The organism is Pseudomonas sp. V88_4 (assembly GCF_029967985.1).
Lineage (GTDB): Bacteria > Pseudomonadota > Gammaproteobacteria > Pseudomonadales > Pseudomonadaceae > Aquipseudomonas > Aquipseudomonas glycinae.
Window position 1 is genome coordinate 59,358 of the sequence record NZ_JASCAF010000046.1, and the last position, 17,120, is coordinate 76,477.

Below are 17,120 nucleotides of genomic sequence, written 5' to 3' on the forward strand. Positions count from 1 at the left end.
TTTAACGACGACTTCTCAATGGGCATCCCATTGTTTGATTCGCAAGCGGCAATGCTTCATGGCGTTGACGATGTGCTTTTCCACCAGAGCCTTGGAAATCCCAAGGTGCTCGGCGATCTCGGGATGCGACAGGCCCTCGATCTTGCGCAACAGAAAACTCTCGCGGCACAGCGGCGCAAGCTCGGCCAGCGCACGCTGCAACATGTCCAGGCGCTGGCCATGATCGAGGGTGCTGTGGGGGGACGGGGTGAAATAACGCTCTTCGCTGTCGAGCACGTCCAGCGATTCGGCCTGACGCAGGGCATTGCGCCGATGGTCATCGATCACCAGGTTCAGCGCGGTGCGGTAAAGAAAGGCCCGGGGTTGTTCGATCGGGGTATCGCTGGAACGCTCCAGGACCCGCACATAAGCGTCATGCACCACATCTTCGGCCACCTGTCGGTTGCCGAGCCTGGCGTTCAGGAAACACACCAGCTCACGATAGTAGTTTTCCAACATGACTCCCGGCCGCTTGAGTGCGGGTTCTGTCCTTGAGCACACTGGCCTGCTCGGCCGCACGAGGCAGTAGCAGGATAGTGGCAACTTGAGGTGCGTAATTTATAGTAATTCTCATATAGATTTAAAGTAGTGTTTGTCATTGCCCGACAAATTGTGTCCGGCTATACCTTCAGATTGCTGTAACAACCTTTTTCACCGCTTAAATTCCGGTCGGCTTTCATCGTTTACAGGACAGCTCCCCGTATCTGTCGCGCCCTGCGGCAGCGTTCAACGGTGCCCGATCCTGCGCACACCTCTGAACGACGGGCCGATTTCCACTGGCCGGAACCCTGCATGAAACGTCCCCGCCCCGCCCGACGCGCCCTGCTCGTAGTCCTTTGTCTGATCCCCGTTGCCGCCTACGCCGCCTGGCAGATCCTGCCGCCCGGGCGCGACAGGTTCGCCACCGTGCAAGTGACCCGCGGCGATATTGAAAGCAGCGTCACCGCCCTGGGTACCCTGCAACCCCGGCGTTATGTGGACGTCGGCGCCCAGGCCTCAGGGCAGATCCGCAAGATCCACGTAGAGGTCGGCGACGTGGTCAAGGAAGGCCAATTGCTGGTGGAGATCGATCCGTCGACCCAGAAAGCCAAACTCGACGCCGGACGGTTTTCCATTGAAAACCTCAAGGCCCAGTTACAGGAACAGAAAGCCCAGCACGAACTTGCGCAACAGAAATACCAACGCCAACAGAACCTCGCCGCTGGCGGCGCCACCCGCGAAGAAGACGTGCAGACCGCCCGCGCCGAACTGAAAGCCACCCAGGCGCGCATCGACATGTTCCAGGCCCAGATCCGCCAGGCCGAAGCCAGCCTGCGCAGCGATCAGGCCGAACTCGGCTACACCCGCATTTATGCGCCGATGGCCGGCACCGTAGTGGCCCTCGATGCCCGCGAAGGCCAGACCCTCAACGCACAACAACAGACACCGCTGATCCTGCGCATCGCCAAATTGTCGCCGATGACCGTGTGGGCCGAAGTTTCCGAAGCCGATATTGGCCACGTCAAACCCGGCATGACCGCCTACTTCACCACCCTCAGCGGCGGCCAGCGACGCTGGAGCAGCACCGTGCGGCAAATCCTGCCGGTGCCGCCCAAGCCGCTGGACCAGACCAGCCAGGGCGGCGGCAGTCCTGCCAGTTCCAGCAAAAGCGGCAGCGCCCGCGTGGTGCTCTACACCGTATTGCTGGATGTCGACAACGCCGACAACGCACTGATGGCGGAAATGACCACCCAGGTATTCTTCGTCGCCAGCCAGGCAAAAGACGTCCTCACCGCACCGGTTGCCGCCCTGCAAGGCACTGCCACGGCAAACCGGCAGACCGCGCAGGTGATCGCCGCCAATGGCGACGTGCAGTCCCGCGAAGTGCATACCGGCATCAGCGATCGCTTGAAAGTCCAGGTGCTTGAGGGCTTGAACGAAGGCGATCACCTGTTGATCGGCCCGGCCGACGGCAGCGGAGGCTGAATGCAGACGCCCCTGATCGACCTGCAGGCCATCCGCAAATCCTACGGCGGTGGCGACGCCCCTGAAGTGCATGTGCTGCGCGGGATCGACCTGTCGATCCACGCCGGAGAATTCGTGGCGATTGTCGGCGCGTCCGGCTCCGGCAAATCGACCCTGATGAATATCCTCGGCTGCCTCGACCGGCCCACCTCCGGCGAATACCGTTTCGCCGGGGAAAACGTCGCCGGCCTCGACACCGACGAGCTGGCCTGGCTACGGCGCGAAGCCTTCGGTTTCGTGTTTCAGGGTTATCACCTGATTCCGTCCGGCTCGGCCCAGGAAAACGTCGAGATGCCGGCGATCTATGCCGGCACCCCGGCCGCCGAACGCCACGCCCGCGCCGCCGCCCTGCTCGACCGCCTCGGCCTGGCCTCGCGCACCGGCAACCGCCCACATCAGTTGTCCGGCGGTCAGCAGCAACGGGTGTCGATTGCCCGGGCGCTGATGAACGGTGGCCACATCATCCTGGCCGACGAACCCACCGGCGCCCTCGACAGCCACAGCGGCAAAGAAGTCATGGCGTTGCTCGACGAGCTGGCGAGTCAGGGCCACGTGGTCATCCTGATCACCCACGACCGCGAAGTCGCAGCGCGGGCCAAGCGTATCATCGAAATCCGCGACGGCCTGATCATCAGCGACAGCGCCCGCCACAACCCCGAAGCCCAGACGTCGGCCAACCCCGGCGCCCTGCAGGCCGTCGACCTGCGCAAGCGCCTGAGCGAAGGCGCACAAGCCTCCGGCGCCTGGAAAGGCGAGCTGGTGGACGCCTTGCACGCCGCCTGGCGGGTGATGTGGATCAACCGCTTCCGCACCGCGCTGACCCTGCTCGGGATCATCATCGGCGTAGCTTCGGTGGTGGTCATGCTCGGCGTCGGCGAAGGCAGCAAGCGCCAGGTCATGGCGCAGATGGGCGCGTTCGGCTCGAACATCATTTACCTGAGCGGATCAGCCCCCAATCCGCGCACGCCACCGGGCATCGTCACCCTGGATGACGTGGCAGCGCTGGCCAGCCTGCCGCAAGTCAAGCGGATCATGCCGGTGAACGGCGCCGAGGCCGGGGTGCGTTTCGGCAACGTCGATCACCTGAGCTACGTCGGCGGCAACGACACCAACTTCCCGGCGATCTTCAACTGGCCGGTGGTCGAAGGCAGCTACTTCACCGACGCTGACGAACGCAACGCCAGCGCCGTGGCGGTGATCGGCAAGAAGGTGCGCGACAAACTGCTCAAGGACGTGCCCAACCCTGTCGGCCAGTACATCCTGATCGAAAACGTGCCGTTCCAGGTGGTCGGCGTGCTTCAGGAAAAAGGTGCGAGCTCCGGCGATCAGGACAGCGATGACCGCATCGCCATCCCCTACTCCGCCGCCAGTGTCCGGCTGTTTGGCACACGCAATCCGGAATACGTGGCCATTGCCGCAGCCGATGCGCGCAAGGTCAAGGAGGCGGAACACGCCATCGAACAATTGATGCTGCGCCTGCACGACGGCAAGAAGGATTTCGAACTGACCAACAACGCCGCGATGATCCAGGCCGAGGCGCGCACGCAGAACACCCTGTCGCTGATGCTCGGCTCGATTGCCGCGATTTCGCTGCTGGTGGGCGGGATCGGGGTGATGAATATCATGCTCATGACGGTGCGCGAGCGTACCCGAGAGATCGGTATTCGCATGGCCACCGGCGCCCGGCAACGGGACATCCTGCGCCAGTTCCTCACCGAAGCGGTGATGCTCTCGGTGGTCGGCGGGATCGCCGGGATCGCCCTGGCGCTGATCGTCGGCGGCGTGCTGATGCTCAGCGAAGTCGCCGTGGCGTTTTCCTTGATGGCGGTGTTCGGCGCCTTCGGTTGCGCCCTCGTGACCGGTGTTGTCTTCGGCTTCATGCCGGCCCGCAAAGCTGCCCGACTCGACCCGGTGACGGCCCTTACCAGTGAATGATCGATCTATGAAACCGCGCCTCAGCCTGTTGACCGTGTGCCTGTTGCTCAGCGCCTGCGGCAGTCCCGTCCAGCGACCCGATAGCGGCCTGCAACCGCCCGCCACCTGGCAGTCGCCCCACGACACCAGCGTCGCCCGCACCGATCCGCAATGGTGGAAACAGTTCGGCAGCCCCGAGCTCGACCGCCTGATCGAACAGGCACGCCTCGGCAGCTTCGACCTCGCCGCCGCCGTCGCCCGAGTGCGCCAGGCCCGGGCCGGCACGGTGATTGCCGGCAGCTCGCAGTTGCCGGAGGTGAAAGCCGGGGCCAACGCCAATCGCCAGAAACTGCTGCGCGGCAATGGCTACTCCCAGCTCGACGCGGACAGCAGCAACAAGGCGGTGGATTATTTCGATGCCAACCTGAGCGCGTCCTACGAAATCGATTTCTGGGGCGGCAAACGCGCCTCCCGCGACAGCGCGCAGCTTGCCCTGCAAGCCAGCGAGTTCGACCGGGCGACCGTGGAGCTGACCTTGCTCAGCGGGGTGGCCAACACCTACGCACAAGCCTTGTCGCTGCGTGAGCAGAGTCGCATCGCCGAATTGAACCTGAGCAACGCGCAAAACGTGCTGAAACTGGTGCAGACCCGCTACGACTCAGGCTCGGCCACAGCGTTGGAGCTGGCCCAGCAAAAAAGTCTGGTGGCGGCGCAACAACGGCAACTGCCGCTGGTGCAACAACAGGCCCGGGACGCCCTGATCAGCCTCGCCGCCCTGCTCGGTCGGCCGGTGCAGGAGCTGCAAACCGGCGTGGAACCGTTCGATCGACTGCACTGGCCGACCATCGATGCCGGCGTGCCCAGCGATCTGCTCAGCCGTCGCCCGGACATCGCCCGCGCCGAAGCGCAACTGGCGGCGGCCGAGGCCGACGTCAAAGTTGCCCGCGCCGCCATGCTGCCGACCGTAACCCTGACTGCCCAACTCGGCTCCGGGGCCAACCAGTTCGATGACATTATTCGCAGCCCTTTCTACAACCTCACCGCCGGACTGGTCGCACCGATCTTCAACAATGGTCGCCTGAGCGCCGAACGCGACAAGGCCAAGGCTCGCCAGGAAGAGCTGCTGGAAACCTATCGCGGGGCGATCATCAACGGTTTCGCCGACGTCGAAAAAGCCTTGAACGGGATTCGCGGACTCGACGAACAGCGGCAATGGCAAAGTGAAGAATTGAATCAGGCGCAGACCGCGTTCGATATCGCCCAGCGCCGCTATCAGGCCGGCGCCGAGGATTTGCTGACGGTGCTGGAAACCCAGCGCACGCTGTACGCGGCGCAGGATCTGAATGTACAGCTGCGCCTGGCGCGATTGCAGGCGAGTATCGGGTTGTACAAGGCACTGGGCGGCGGGTGGCAGGCGCTGTAATCGCAGCGAACTCAAGACCGCTTTCGCGAGCAGTCCCACTCCCACAGTGACCGCATTCCATCTCAATGGACGCGATCATTGTGGGAGCGAGCCTGCCAAGTTCGGCGAATCAACGATAACGCGGCCCTCAGACCGCGAGGTTCTTGGCCTTCAGGTTACGCGCGTACCACGGCCGCTTCGGCACGCGCCGGAACAGCCCTTCGAGTTTCTTCTCGTCCTCGCCAAAGGTGATGCGCAACGCGAGCTTCATGGTTTCCGGGTCCATCTCCACCGACTTGCCCACCTGCAAGCCCGGCACCGTACTGCAACCATGAGTCGTGGGACCCAGCCACGGATCCGCCACTTCGACCCAGCGACCCGGAGCAAACCATTGCACGCCATTGACTTCCAGGCGAGTGACCTGCCCCGGATGAAAACGCTCGTGAGCACGGAACCAGTCCTCCACACGGTCATCGATCCAGCCATGGAACGCCCAGAACACCGGGTTCACATGGGAGGAAAACGGATCGCCGAGAAAGTCGTTCTCAGGGGCGAACCAGCGTGCGGCGAAATCGTCCAGATCACGGGCCAGGGGCACCGGCTGACCATTGGACGGATCGCGCGGCACCGACGCCCAGCGCATGTGCAGCCAGTCGTGCAGACCCAGCTCCACTTCTGAGCCGAACTGACCGAGGGTCAGCTTCGACAGATATTGCGGATCGCGGTATTGCGACTCCCAGACCTCGAAGTTGCTCTGGTAGGTCTCGGCGGTCTTGATATCGCTGACCCATTGCGCGTACTCGTCGTCGCCTTCGGCCAGCCAGGTCGGCGGCAGAGAGGTGCCGTCGTGGTTATCGAAGTAACGGGCGAACCCGACACGGTCGCGAATCAGTTCCGGCTGCGGCAACGGGAAGAACTGCCAGGACGGCAGATCCTGCATCGAACGCGCCGTGCCGAGCATGTGTCGGTGCATGAAGAAGAAGTCGATGCCCGACCCGTTGCGATCCTTGCGCGGACCACGGGCATCACGTTCCCGGTCGCGTGGGCCGGGCTGCCAGCCGAGGCCGCGCAAGGCATTGCGCTTGTCTTCGGACAAGGTGTGCCACTTGTCCCGCGTCGCATGCCAGACCTGGTGAAACAGCCGGTGCTCGGGCGACACCAGCCACGCCAGCAACGTCGGGTTCAACGGCGTACGCTGCCGCGCTTCCGGGAACAGGCACTTGACCGCAACGAAACGGTGATCCTGAGCCGGCAGGGCCAGCGAGCGGTCCAGACGCTGCACCGTGCCGCTGAGGGTGCCGCTGCCGGCATTGCCGAAATCGGCCCAGACCTCATCCAGAATCATGTTCAGTTCGTAGTCCACACTGCCGCCGGCACCCAACAGTCGCCAACTCAGTTTTGATGCCTCGGCCCCGGCCAGATCGCCGAGAATCCGGTAACGAGGGGTGTCGGCAGAGCGCAGACGCTCCGGCGTGTCGAGAAAGCCACACACGCCCCGGCCTTTCTGGCCGATGTCGATGAACACTTCCAGGCCCTGGGTCGGCAAGCCGTCCAGGCCTGCGTCACGCCCCGTGAAACGGATCTTCCAGACCCCGCGCAGCGCGTTCGCCAGGCGTTGCCCGGCTACGTCGGCGACATCGAAAGACGCCTCACCGGGGGTGATCGTCGGGTCGGGCTTCGTCCATTCACGATGCCCGAAATAAGCTGCAGGTACGGCAGCGCCGGTCAGCGCCAGGCCTGCCATGAACCATCGTCGAGAAATCCTCATTGCCCTACCTGTGTTCAGCCCTGAAGCAGGCTTTATCCAAGCTAGAACGTTTGCTGAGCGAACAAATTTAAGCGCCCTCGGGGCGGACTAATTTTCTTCCGCGCCCGCTCGTTCTTCCCAGATAGCAAAGGCCTCTGTGCCTGCACCTCGACGGCGAACCTGACTGAGATGGCAATGACAAAACCACGTTCGAAAAAGGCTCTTTACATCGGCCTGCCGCTGGCCCTGGCGATCAGCGCCGGTGCCGGTTTCGCGGTCTGGGATATCTGGTTCAAGGACAATCCCGGCTACCCTCGCAAAGTCATGCAGCAGGCCGAAGAGCTGCACGAACACATGCTCTCGTTCGACAGCCATATCACCATCACCCAGAACTTCGGCACCACCGGCCACGAAGTCGACAAGGACGGCAGCGACCAGTTCGACCTGGTCAAGGCCAATCGCGGGCGGCTGTCCGGTGCGGCCCTGACGATCTTCGGCTGGCCGGAAATCTGGAACGGCCCGAACGCTCCGCACAAGCCCACCGCCGGCTTCGTCGAAGAGGCGCGCAACCAGCAGGAAATCCGCTACAAGATCATTTCCGGGATGGTCCGCGACTTCCCCAACCAGGTCGGCATCGCCTACACCGCCGACGACTTCCGGCGCCTGCACGGCGAAGGCAAGTTCGCGATCTTCATCAGCATGCTCAACGCCTACCCGCTGGGCCACGACCTGAACCTGCTGGACCTGTGGACGGCGCGCGGCATGCGCATGTTCGGCTTCAGCTACATCGGCAATAACGACTGGGCCGACTCGTCGCGCCCGCTGCCGTTCTTCAATGATTCGCCGGACGCCCTCGACGGTCTCTCCGATATCGGCAAGCAAGCGGTCAAGCGCCTGAACGACCTGGGCGTGATCATCGACGTCTCGCAAATGTCGACCAAGGCCCTGGAGCAGGTCGCGCAGTTGAGCCGTACGCCGCTGGTGGCGTCGCACTCGGCACCGCGCGCCATGGTCGATATCCCGCGCAACCTCAGCGACAAGGAAATGCAGCTGATCAAGAACAGCGGCGGCGTGGTGCAGATTGTCGGCTTCTCGCAGTACCTGCGACCGCTGACCCAAGGCACTCAGGACAAGCTGAATGAACTGCGCAAACGCTATGACCTGCCGCCGCTGCCGAACCTGGCCGTGGCCCTGATGCCGGGCGATCCGATCATCTCCGCCTGGTCCGAACAGAAGTTCGGCGAATACGCCGGCCAGCTCTACGCGATCCTTGAAGGCGAACCCAAGGCCAGCCTCAAGGACCTGGGCGACGCTATCGATTACACGGTCAGGAAGATCGGCATCGACCACGTCGGCATCAGCTCGGACTTCAACGAGGGTGGCGGCGTCAAAGGTTGGGAAAATGTCGGCGAGATCCGCAACGTGACTGCTGAACTGCTGTCACGCGGCTACTCGGAAGCGGACATCGCCAAGCTCTGGGGCGGCAACTTCCTGCGGGTGTGGGATCAGGTCGAGAAGTCGGCCAAACCCGCGCTCGCATCGAATCGGGAAGTCGCCAAGCCATGAGCAACCGTCGTGACTTTCTCAAGCAGGCCGGGATCCTCGCCGCTGCCTTGCCGCTGGGCGCGAGCCTGCCGAACATCGCCAGCGCTTCGACCGCCGCCGCCCCGCTGCCACGCAACAAGTGGGCGCAGTTGCAGCAATTGTTCGATCAGGATCCGGCGTGGCTGCACTTCTCCAACTTCCTGATCACCACCCACCCGCGCCCGGTGCGTGAGGCGATCGAGATGCACCGCGCCGCCCTCGACAAAAATCCGGGGCTGGCGATGGACTGGGACCACGGTGTCACCGAAAAACGTGAAGAAGACGTGCGCGTCTGGGCGGGTAAATATGTGCAGGCCGATGCCCGGCAGATCGCCCTGACCGGCAGCACCACCGAAGGCCTGGCGATGATTTACGGCGGCGTGCAGGTGCGCGCCGATCAGGAAATCCTCACCACGGCCCACGAGCATTACGCAACGCACACCATCCTCGAACTGCGCACCCAGCGTGACGGCACCAAGGTGCGCAAGATCCGTCTGTTCAAGGATCCATACCGGATCAGCAAGGATGAGCTGCTGGCCAATATCGACCGCAGCATCCGCCCGGAAACCCGGGTGCTCGGCATGTGCTGGGTGCACTCCGGCAGCGGCGTGAAACTGCCGCTCGCCGATATCGGTGCGCTGGTCGACAAACACAACCGTGGCCGCAGTGAAGCCGATCGCATCGTGTATGTCGTCGACGGCGTGCACGGTTTCGGCGTGGAAGACGTGAACTTCCCGGCGATGAACTGCGACTTCTTCATCGCCGGCACCCACAAGTGGATGTTCGGCCCGCGCGGCACCGGGATCGTGGTCAGCCGCACGGCAGACGTGAAATACGTCACGCCGATCATCCCGACCTTTTCCGAGGCCGAACACTTCTCCACCACCATGACGCCGGGCGGTTACCACGCGTTCGAGCATCGCTGGGCGCTGACCGAGGCCTTCAAGCTGCACCTGCAACTGGGCAAGGCCGACGTGCAGGCGCGCATTCATGAGCTCAACAGCTACCTGAAAAAACGCCTGCTGCAACGCCCGCAGATCGAACTGGTCACGCCATTGAGCCCGGAATTTTCCGCAGGCTTCACCTTCTTCCGGGTCAGGGGAAAGAACAGCGACAAGATCGCCGCGCACCTGATGGCCAACAAGATCGTGGCCGACGCCGTGGAGCGCGATGTTGGCCCGGTGATCCGCACCGCACCCGGCCTGCTCAACGACGAAGCGCAGATCGACCGCCTGCTGGCCGTGCTCGACCGGGCGCTGTGAGCGCCAACGATTTCCCTCCTTTGACGAGACTTGAAATGAACAGTGAACTGCCTCGTTCTGCCCTGAAAACCCTGCCGGCGCTGATGTTCGCCGCCCTCGCCGCCAGTCTGCTGCCAAACGCCGCACAAGCCGCCACGCCGCCGGCACCGGGCAAGGTGTTCAAGGATTGCAAGGACTGCCCGGAAATGGTCGTGTTGCCCACCGGCACGTTCACCATGGGCACGCCTGAAGACGAAGTCGGCCGTGAGCCCGACGAAGGCCCGATGCACCCGGTGACGTTCGCCAAACCGCTGGCGATCAGCCGTTTCCAGGTGCTCAAGGGCGAATGGTTTGCCTACCTCAAGGACACCGGTTACGTCATGCCCGACGGCGATACACGCCCGGGCCGCGCGTGCAAGGCCGGGATCCCGGATTACGCCGGCAGCGACCCGCGCAAGCAGTACACCGACAGGCACCCGGCAGTGTGCATGGACTTCGCCGAGGCCAACGCCTATGTGGCGTGGCTGTCGAAAAAAACCGGCAAGCCATACCGACTGGTCAGTGAGTCCCTGCGCGAATACGCCGCCCGTGGCGGCACCACCGGCCCGTTCCCGTTCCCGTTCGATGAGGGCAAGGAATACAGCATCGCCAAGCACGCCAATACCTACGGCGCAGCTGACGGCTACAACTTCACCGCGCCGGCCGGCAGCTTCCCGCCCAACGCCTTCGGTGTGTACGACATGCACGGCAACGTCTACGAATGGACCGCCGATTGCTACAACGAAAACTACGAAGGCGCGCCGAGCGACGGCAGTGCGTGGGAGACCGGCAAGTGCCAGTTCAAGCGCATTCGCGGCAACGATTGGGGCGAAGCGCCGGTGTTCTCCCGCTCCGGCAACCGCAATGCGCTGGTGCCGACCGAGCGCGGCGACTGGATCGGTTTTCGCGTGGCGCGCGACCTGTAACCGCGAGCACCGCAGCGGCAACCGCCGCTCGCTCGTCGCTTGAGTCCTCGAGAAACCCGCGGGCGGCTAAATCGCTGCCCGCGGGTTTCGTCTTTTAACCAGCCCTACCCTTGAACCAATGCCTTGACCGGCACCAAAAGCGGAAACCTCCATGACCACAAAATCGCGCGGAGCCATCAGTGAAGTCCTCGGCCTGCTCAAGCCTTACCGGGTCGTCGTGGCGCTGTCGATCCTGCTCGGCATGCTCGGTGGCGTCAGCGTCACCGCCCTGCTGGCGACCATCAACAAAGCCCTGAACGGCGCCGGCAGCCCTTCGGCCACGGTACTGGCGACGTTTGCCGGCCTCTGCGCCTTTGCCCTGTTGACCTCGATTCTGTCGGACATCGGCACCAACCACGTTGGCCAGCACATCATTGCCGGGCTGCGTAAATCCCTGGGTGAAAAGGTCCTGCTGGCGCCCATCGAGCAGATTGAACGGTTCCGCAGCCACCGCCTGATTCCGGTGCTGACCCACGACGTCGACACGGTCAGCGATTTCGCCTTTTCCTTCGCGCCGCTGGCCATCGCCTTTACCGTGACGCTCGGTTGCCTGGGCTATCTGGCGTTCCTGTCGCTGCCGATGTTCATCCTGCTGCTGGCGGCCCTGGTGGTCGGTATCGCGGTGCAATACGTCGCCCGTAACAAAGGTATCAAAGGCTTCGAAACCGCTCGCGAAGCCGAGGATGAACTGCAAAAGCACTACAGCGCGATTGCCGCCGGCGCCAAGGAGTTGCGCATTCACCGCCCGCGCCGCCAGCGCATGTTCAGCCAGCGCATCGAAGGCACCGCCGATTTCATCTGCCGGACCCACATTCGTTCGGTCAACATTTTCGTGATGGCCAAGACGTTCGGCTCGATGCTGTTTTTCGTGGTCATCGGCCTGGTGCTGGCCCTGCAGTCCTTGTGGCTGGGCACTGACAAAGCGGTGCTCAGCGGTTTCGTGCTGGTGCTGCTGTACATGAAAGGCCCGCTGGAATACCTGATCACCACCCTGCCGGTGATCAGCCGCGCGAACATCGCGTTCAAGCGTATCAACGATCTGGCCGAACAGTTTTCCTCGCCGGAGCCGCACCTGCTGTTGAGCGAATCCGCGCCGGTGAGCAAGGCCCCGGTCCAGCAGCTGCAAATGCACAACGTGCATTACGCCTTTCCCCCGGTCAAAGGCAGCGCCGCCTTCGAACTGGGCCCGGTCAATCTGAACATCGCTCAGGGCGACATCGTGTTCATCGTCGGCGAGAACGGCGGCGGCAAGACCACCCTGATCAAACTGCTGCTGGGGCTGTATGCGCCACAGCGCGGTGAAGTCCTGCTCAACGGTCAGGTGGTCGATGCCCGGGCCCGCGATGACTACCGCCAGCTGTTCACCACGATTTTTGCCGACTACTACCTGTTCGATGAACTGGTTCAGGGCGATCAACAGGTCCCTGCCGATGCCGGCCGTTATCTGGAGCGCCTGGAAATCGCCCACAAGGTGAGCATTCAGGACGGCGTGTTCAGCACCACCGATCTGTCCACCGGCCAGCGCAAGCGTCTGGCCCTGATCAATGCCTGGCTGGAGGAACGTCCGGTGCTGGTGTTCGACGAATGGGCCGCCGACCAGGACCCGGCGTTCCGGCGGATCTTCTACACCGAGTTGCTGCCGGAACTGAAACAGATGGGCAAGACGATCATCGTGATCTCCCACGACGACCGCTATTTCGACGTCGCCGATCAACTGGTGCGCATGGAGGGTGGCCGGGTCGTCACCCACAAAAAGCCCCTCGAAACCGCCTGAGCGAAAGCGCCCTTTCAGCCGCCAGCGCCTGTGCGCTGTCGGCCTTCTACCTGAATGTTTATCGCCGTGGACCCGACTGTCGGCAACGCCGTCAGCGACCACGGCGCTGCCAACCACGAGAGACCGATGAACGACTTACTCGATGATGAAGTGCTGGCGCTGCTGATGGCTGATGCCGGCGTGCAACTTCAAGGCATCCCGGCCCGCCCCCACCCGGTCCCGGCGCCGCTCTCCTTCGCCCAGCAACGCTTGTGGTTCGTGCAACAGCTGACGCCCGACAGTGCCGCCTACAACCTGCCCCGCGCCGTGCGCCTGAACGGCGTTGTGCATGCCCGGCATCTGCAAGCGGCACTGAACAAAGTCATCGCACGCCACGACGTGCTGCGCAGCGCGATCGTCGAGATCGACGGCGTGGCGATGCAGGTCGTCGATGAACACGCGACACTCGAATTGGTCGTTGAAGACCTGCGCCACCTGAGCGCCGAAAAACGCGACCCCGAACTTGCCCGACGCATCGCCGTCGAGGCCGGTCTGCCCTTCGATCTGAAAACCGCGCCGCTGATGCGCGCAACGCTGCTGCAGACCGCCGACGCTGAACACCTGCTGCTGATGAACATGCACCACATCGCCTCCGATGCCTGGTCCAACGCCATTCTCATGCAGGACCTGATGCAGGCCTATGAACAGGTCGTGGCGGGCGATCCGTCGCCGCTGCGCCGACCGGCCATCCAGTACGCCGACTACGCCAACTGGCAACGCGGCGAATACCTCGGCAGCGCCGCGTGTGCCGCCAGTGCCGACTATTGGCGCAACTACCTGGGGCAGACCCTGCCGCCGCTGGAACTGCCGACCGACTTTCCTCGTCACGAGCAGCAGACCCACCCGGCCGGCAAACACGACTTCAGCCTGCCGACGGCGCTGACACAGAATTTGAACCGCTTCTGCCAACAGTGGGGACTGACGCCGTTTGTGGTGGCGCTCGGCGCCTGGCAATTGCTGCTGAGCCGCTACAGCAACCAGCAGGACTTCACGGTTGGCGTGCCGAATGCGAGCCGCAATCGCAGTGAAACCCAGGAGCTGGTGGGCTTTTTTGTCAGCGCCCAGGTCTATCGCGTACGCATCGATCCACAGCTGCCGTGCCAGGATTTTCTCCAGCGCCTGCGCCGCGAAACCCTCGCCGCCCTGGATCATGCCGACTACCCGCTTGAGCTGAGCTTCGACGACCTGCAACTGCGGGCCAACGGGCAGATCAATCCGCTGTTTCAAACGCTGTTCAACTGGCGCACCGAGGCCTTCGGCGAGGCTCCGCTGATGTTGGGCGATCTGGCGCTGGACTTCCTCCCGGCGGACACGACCCAGGCCAAGTTCGACCTGTCGCTGGACATCGCCTATTCGCTGGAGCGCATCGACGCCAGCCTCGAATACAGCCGCGACCTGTACACCCCCGCGACCCTCGAACGTCTGGCCGGTCACTGGCAGAACCTGCTGCACGCGATCACCGAAGATCCGCGCCGCGCGCTGAGCGAACTGCCGCTGCTGAGCCGCGATGAACGCCGCGTGCAGCTCGAACAATGGAATCCGCCCGCCTCGGCTTTGCCCGACGAAGGCGTGCACCAGTTGTTCGAGCGTCAGGCGCTGGCCACACCGGACGCGGTGGCACTGATCGTCAATGACCTGCACGTGAGTTATGCCCGGCTCAATTCGGCGGCCAACCGACTGGCAAACACCCTGATCGCGTGCGCCGTCGGCCCGGAAGTCCGCGTGGGCATCGCCGTCGAGCGCTCGGCGCACATGATCATCAGCCTGTTGGCGGTGCTCAAGGCCGGCGGTGTCTACGTGCCGCTCGACCCGGACTACCCGCAGGAACGCCTGACCTGGATGATCGAGGACAGCGGCCTGGATGTATTGCTGACGCAGGATTCGCTGCTTGAGCGCCTGCCATCGCCGCCATCGGTCAAGGTGGTGTGCGTCGATGAGGTTGATCCTCTCGATGACCGACCTGTCGACAACCCGCCCTGCCGCACTTTCGCCAGCAATCTGGCGTATGTGATGTTCACCTCGGGCTCCACCGGTCGCCCGAAAGGCGTGGGCATCACTCACGGCGCCCTGACCCGCCACGCGCAAATCGGTCGGGAGTTCCACGGTCTGACGCCTGCCGACCGTTTGCTGCAATACGGCACGTTCAATTTCGATGCGTTTGTCGATCAGCTCTACCCGGCGCTGATCTGCGGCGCTTCGGTGGTGCTGCGCGGACAGGACATCTGGGACAGCGAAACCTGGTATCAGCAGCTGCTGGAGAAAAAATTCACCGTCAGCGAACTGACCACGACGTACTGGAACCTGCTGGCCAAGGACTTCGCGGCCGCCGGCCATCGGGACTACGGATCGCTGCGTCAGGTGGTGGTCGGCGGCGAAGCCATGCCGCCGGAAGCGGTCGCGGCCTGGGGCCAGGCCGGTCTCGGGCACGTGCGCCTGCTCAATGTCTACGGCCCGACGGAGGCGACCGTCGACTCCACGCTGCTCGATTGCAGCGACTACGTCACCGGCCACACGCCCCTGCCCAAAGCCATGCCGATCGGTCGACCGCTGGCCGGTCGCTCCGTGTACCTGCTCGACAGCGGCGGTCAGCCGGTGCCCGTCGGCACCGTGGGCGAACTGATGATTGCCGGCGACCTGCTCGCGCGGGGCTATTTCAATCGACCGGAACTGACCGCCGAGCGCTTCATCCCGGATCCGTTCAGCACCCGGGGCGGACGCCTCTATCGCACCGGCGATCTGGCCCGCTATGGCGCTGACGGCGTGATCGAATATGTCGGGCGCCTGGACCATCAAGTGAAAATTCGCGGCTTCCGCATCGAGCTCGGCGAAATCGAGTCCTGCCTGCTGCAATGGCCAGCCGTACGTGAAGCCGTGGTCATCGCCCACGAAGGCGCGACCGGTACGCAGTTGATCGGCTATGTCGTGCCGCATGCGAGCGAGCCACCCGAGGACGAACTGCGCGAAGCCCTCAAGGCAGAATTGAAGGTGCGCCTGCCCAACTACATGGTCCCTGCTCACCTGATGGTACTGAGTGCATTGCCACTGAGCCCCAACGGCAAACTGGATCGCAAAGCCCTGCCACTGCCCGATCTGCATCAGACGCAGCGGTCGTTCCGTGCACCGCAAACGCCCCTCGAAACCGCGCTGGCCGAACTCTGGCAAGAGGCGCTGCATGTCGAGCGCGTGAGCCTGGACGACAATTTCTTCGAGCTGGGCGGCCATTCGATTCTGGCCATTCAGTTCATTTCCGCCTTGAACGCGCGCCTGGGGATCAAACTGGCCCTGCAACAAATGCTCGCGCACCCCACGGTCGAAGTGCTGGCCCGGTTCATCGGCATGGAACATCAACAGCAGGTGCAATGCGTGGTCGAGCTGACAGGCGCCACGTCAACCGCCACACCGCTGTTCTGCCTGCACCCGAGCGGCGGCATCGTCTTCTGTTATCAGCCGCTGGCCAAGCGTCTGAGCAAGCACGCACGCACCTTCGGCATCATGCACAAAGGCTTCGCCGACAAGGACGCCAGCACCCAGACCTGGCCCGAAATGATTGCCGAATACACCGAACAGATTGTCGAAAAACACCCCGACGGCCCCTATCGCCTGATGGGCTGGTCGCTGGGTGGCGCGATCGCCATGGACGTGGCTGCTGCACTGGAGCGCCAGGGCAAACAGGTGACGTTCCTGGGCCTGGTCGACACCACGCTGCCGGAAAGCATCTTCCCTGCGGATCTGCCACGCAAACCGCTGGAGGAAGACAACCCCGAGTACCTCAGCGCAGACAACGAACTGTCTGTTGCCGTGGAAATGTTCAGCCTGATGTTTGCCCATCTGGAAGAGCCGGCGGCGCGTTACATCGCCGAGAACCCGACAACCAGCCTCAAGGCCTTTTATCAGTGGGCCAGCCAGCAGGCCGCCACCGACGAACAGGAAATGATCGCCACCCTGGAGGCCATCAAGCAGGAAATCATGAACGCCCAGGCGTTCGATATCCATGAACGTCTGGTCAAGAGTTTCGATGGGTTCACCCTGCCACGGCTCAAGGTCCAGGCCAGCTGCTGGTGGTCGTTGCAGCACAAGACCCTGGAGCAAGTACTGCACTCGGAGCAGGTGCTGCGCCAGTACAACCTCACTGGGCAGCTGCAAGGTTCCGTCCATTCACCCTTGCCGCACCGCAGCATGATCTATGGCGAAAGCCTGCTGGACTCGTTTGAATCCGTGCTCCTCGCCTGCGAGGGCGTGACGCGGGACTGACCCTACGGCAACACTCAAAAAAACGCAGACGCCTCGGCCTCTGCGTTTTTTCATGCCTGCTGTTTTGTTCGGGTGTGCTTTGTTTCAGCAAGGTGCCAGCGAGAAACTCCGGGCATAAAAA

At 63.3% G+C, this 17,120-nt stretch carries 10 protein-coding genes; 8 read left to right on the plus strand and 2 right to left on the minus strand.

The features are described from left to right. Positions 1–15 precede the first annotated feature (15 nt). On the minus strand, positions 16–498 hold the full coding sequence (locus QLG12_RS25130; protein WP_275949894.1) for a sigma-70 family RNA polymerase sigma factor: 483 nt from the start codon (positions 496–498) through the stop codon (positions 16–18). Positions 499–831: 333 nt separating this feature from the next. Between QLG12_RS25130 and QLG12_RS25135 the strand changes: the two genes are divergently transcribed. Genes QLG12_RS25135 through QLG12_RS25145 form a run of 3 tightly spaced genes read left to right on the plus strand, consistent with a single transcriptional unit; the run spans position 832 to position 5,380 of the window. After that, positions 832–2,004, plus strand: a complete 1,173-nt coding sequence (locus tag QLG12_RS25135) for an efflux RND transporter periplasmic adaptor subunit (RefSeq protein ID WP_064378810.1) — start codon at positions 832–834, stop codon at positions 2,002–2,004. After that, positions 2,005–3,978, plus strand: coding sequence for a MacB family efflux pump subunit (locus tag QLG12_RS25140; RefSeq protein WP_282475399.1), 1,974 nt, complete (start codon positions 2,005–2,007; stop codon positions 3,976–3,978). Positions 3,979–3,985: 7 nt separating this feature from the next. After that, on the plus strand, positions 3,986–5,380 hold the full coding sequence (locus tag QLG12_RS25145) for an efflux transporter outer membrane subunit (protein WP_197869463.1): 1,395 nt from the start codon (positions 3,986–3,988) through the stop codon (positions 5,378–5,380). A gap of 127 nt (positions 5,381–5,507) precedes the next feature. On the opposite strand, the gene QLG12_RS25150 is transcribed toward QLG12_RS25145, so the two are convergent. Next, a complete protein-coding gene (locus tag QLG12_RS25150; RefSeq protein ID WP_282475400.1) occupies positions 5,508–7,127 on the minus strand; it encodes a PvdJ/PvdD/PvdP-like protein in 1,620 nt (539 codons plus the stop codon). A 174-nt stretch (positions 7,128–7,301) separates the two neighbouring features. On the opposite strand from QLG12_RS25150, the gene pvdM reads away from it, so the two are divergent. The 5 genes from pvdM (at position 7,302) to QLG12_RS25175 (ending at position 16,999) form a co-directional block, all read left to right on the plus strand. Further along, a complete protein-coding gene (gene pvdM, locus QLG12_RS25155; RefSeq protein ID WP_197869465.1) occupies positions 7,302–8,672 on the plus strand; it encodes a pyoverdine-tailoring dipeptidase-like protein PvdM in 1,371 nt (456 codons plus the stop codon). Continuing rightward, positions 8,669–9,952, plus strand: a complete 1,284-nt coding sequence (locus QLG12_RS25160) for an aminotransferase class V-fold PLP-dependent enzyme (RefSeq protein WP_282475401.1) — start codon at positions 8,669–8,671, stop codon at positions 9,950–9,952. Before pvdM ends, QLG12_RS25160 begins: the two co-directional genes overlap by 4 nt. Before the next feature lie 35 nt (positions 9,953–9,987). Then, on the plus strand, positions 9,988–10,896 hold the full coding sequence (locus QLG12_RS25165) for a formylglycine-generating enzyme family protein (protein WP_197869467.1): 909 nt from the start codon (positions 9,988–9,990) through the stop codon (positions 10,894–10,896). A gap of 151 nt (positions 10,897–11,047) precedes the next feature. Continuing rightward, entirely contained in the window at positions 11,048–12,709 is a 1,662-nt protein-coding gene (locus QLG12_RS25170) for a cyclic peptide export ABC transporter (protein WP_197869468.1), read from the plus strand. Positions 12,710–12,835: 126 nt separating this feature from the next. Next, positions 12,836–16,999 carry a non-ribosomal peptide synthetase gene (locus QLG12_RS25175; RefSeq protein ID WP_282475402.1) on the plus strand — a complete coding sequence of 1,388 codons (4,164 nt, stop codon included), beginning with the start codon at positions 12,836–12,838 and terminating at the stop codon, positions 16,997–16,999. The last annotated feature ends 121 nt before the right edge of the window (positions 17,000–17,120 follow it).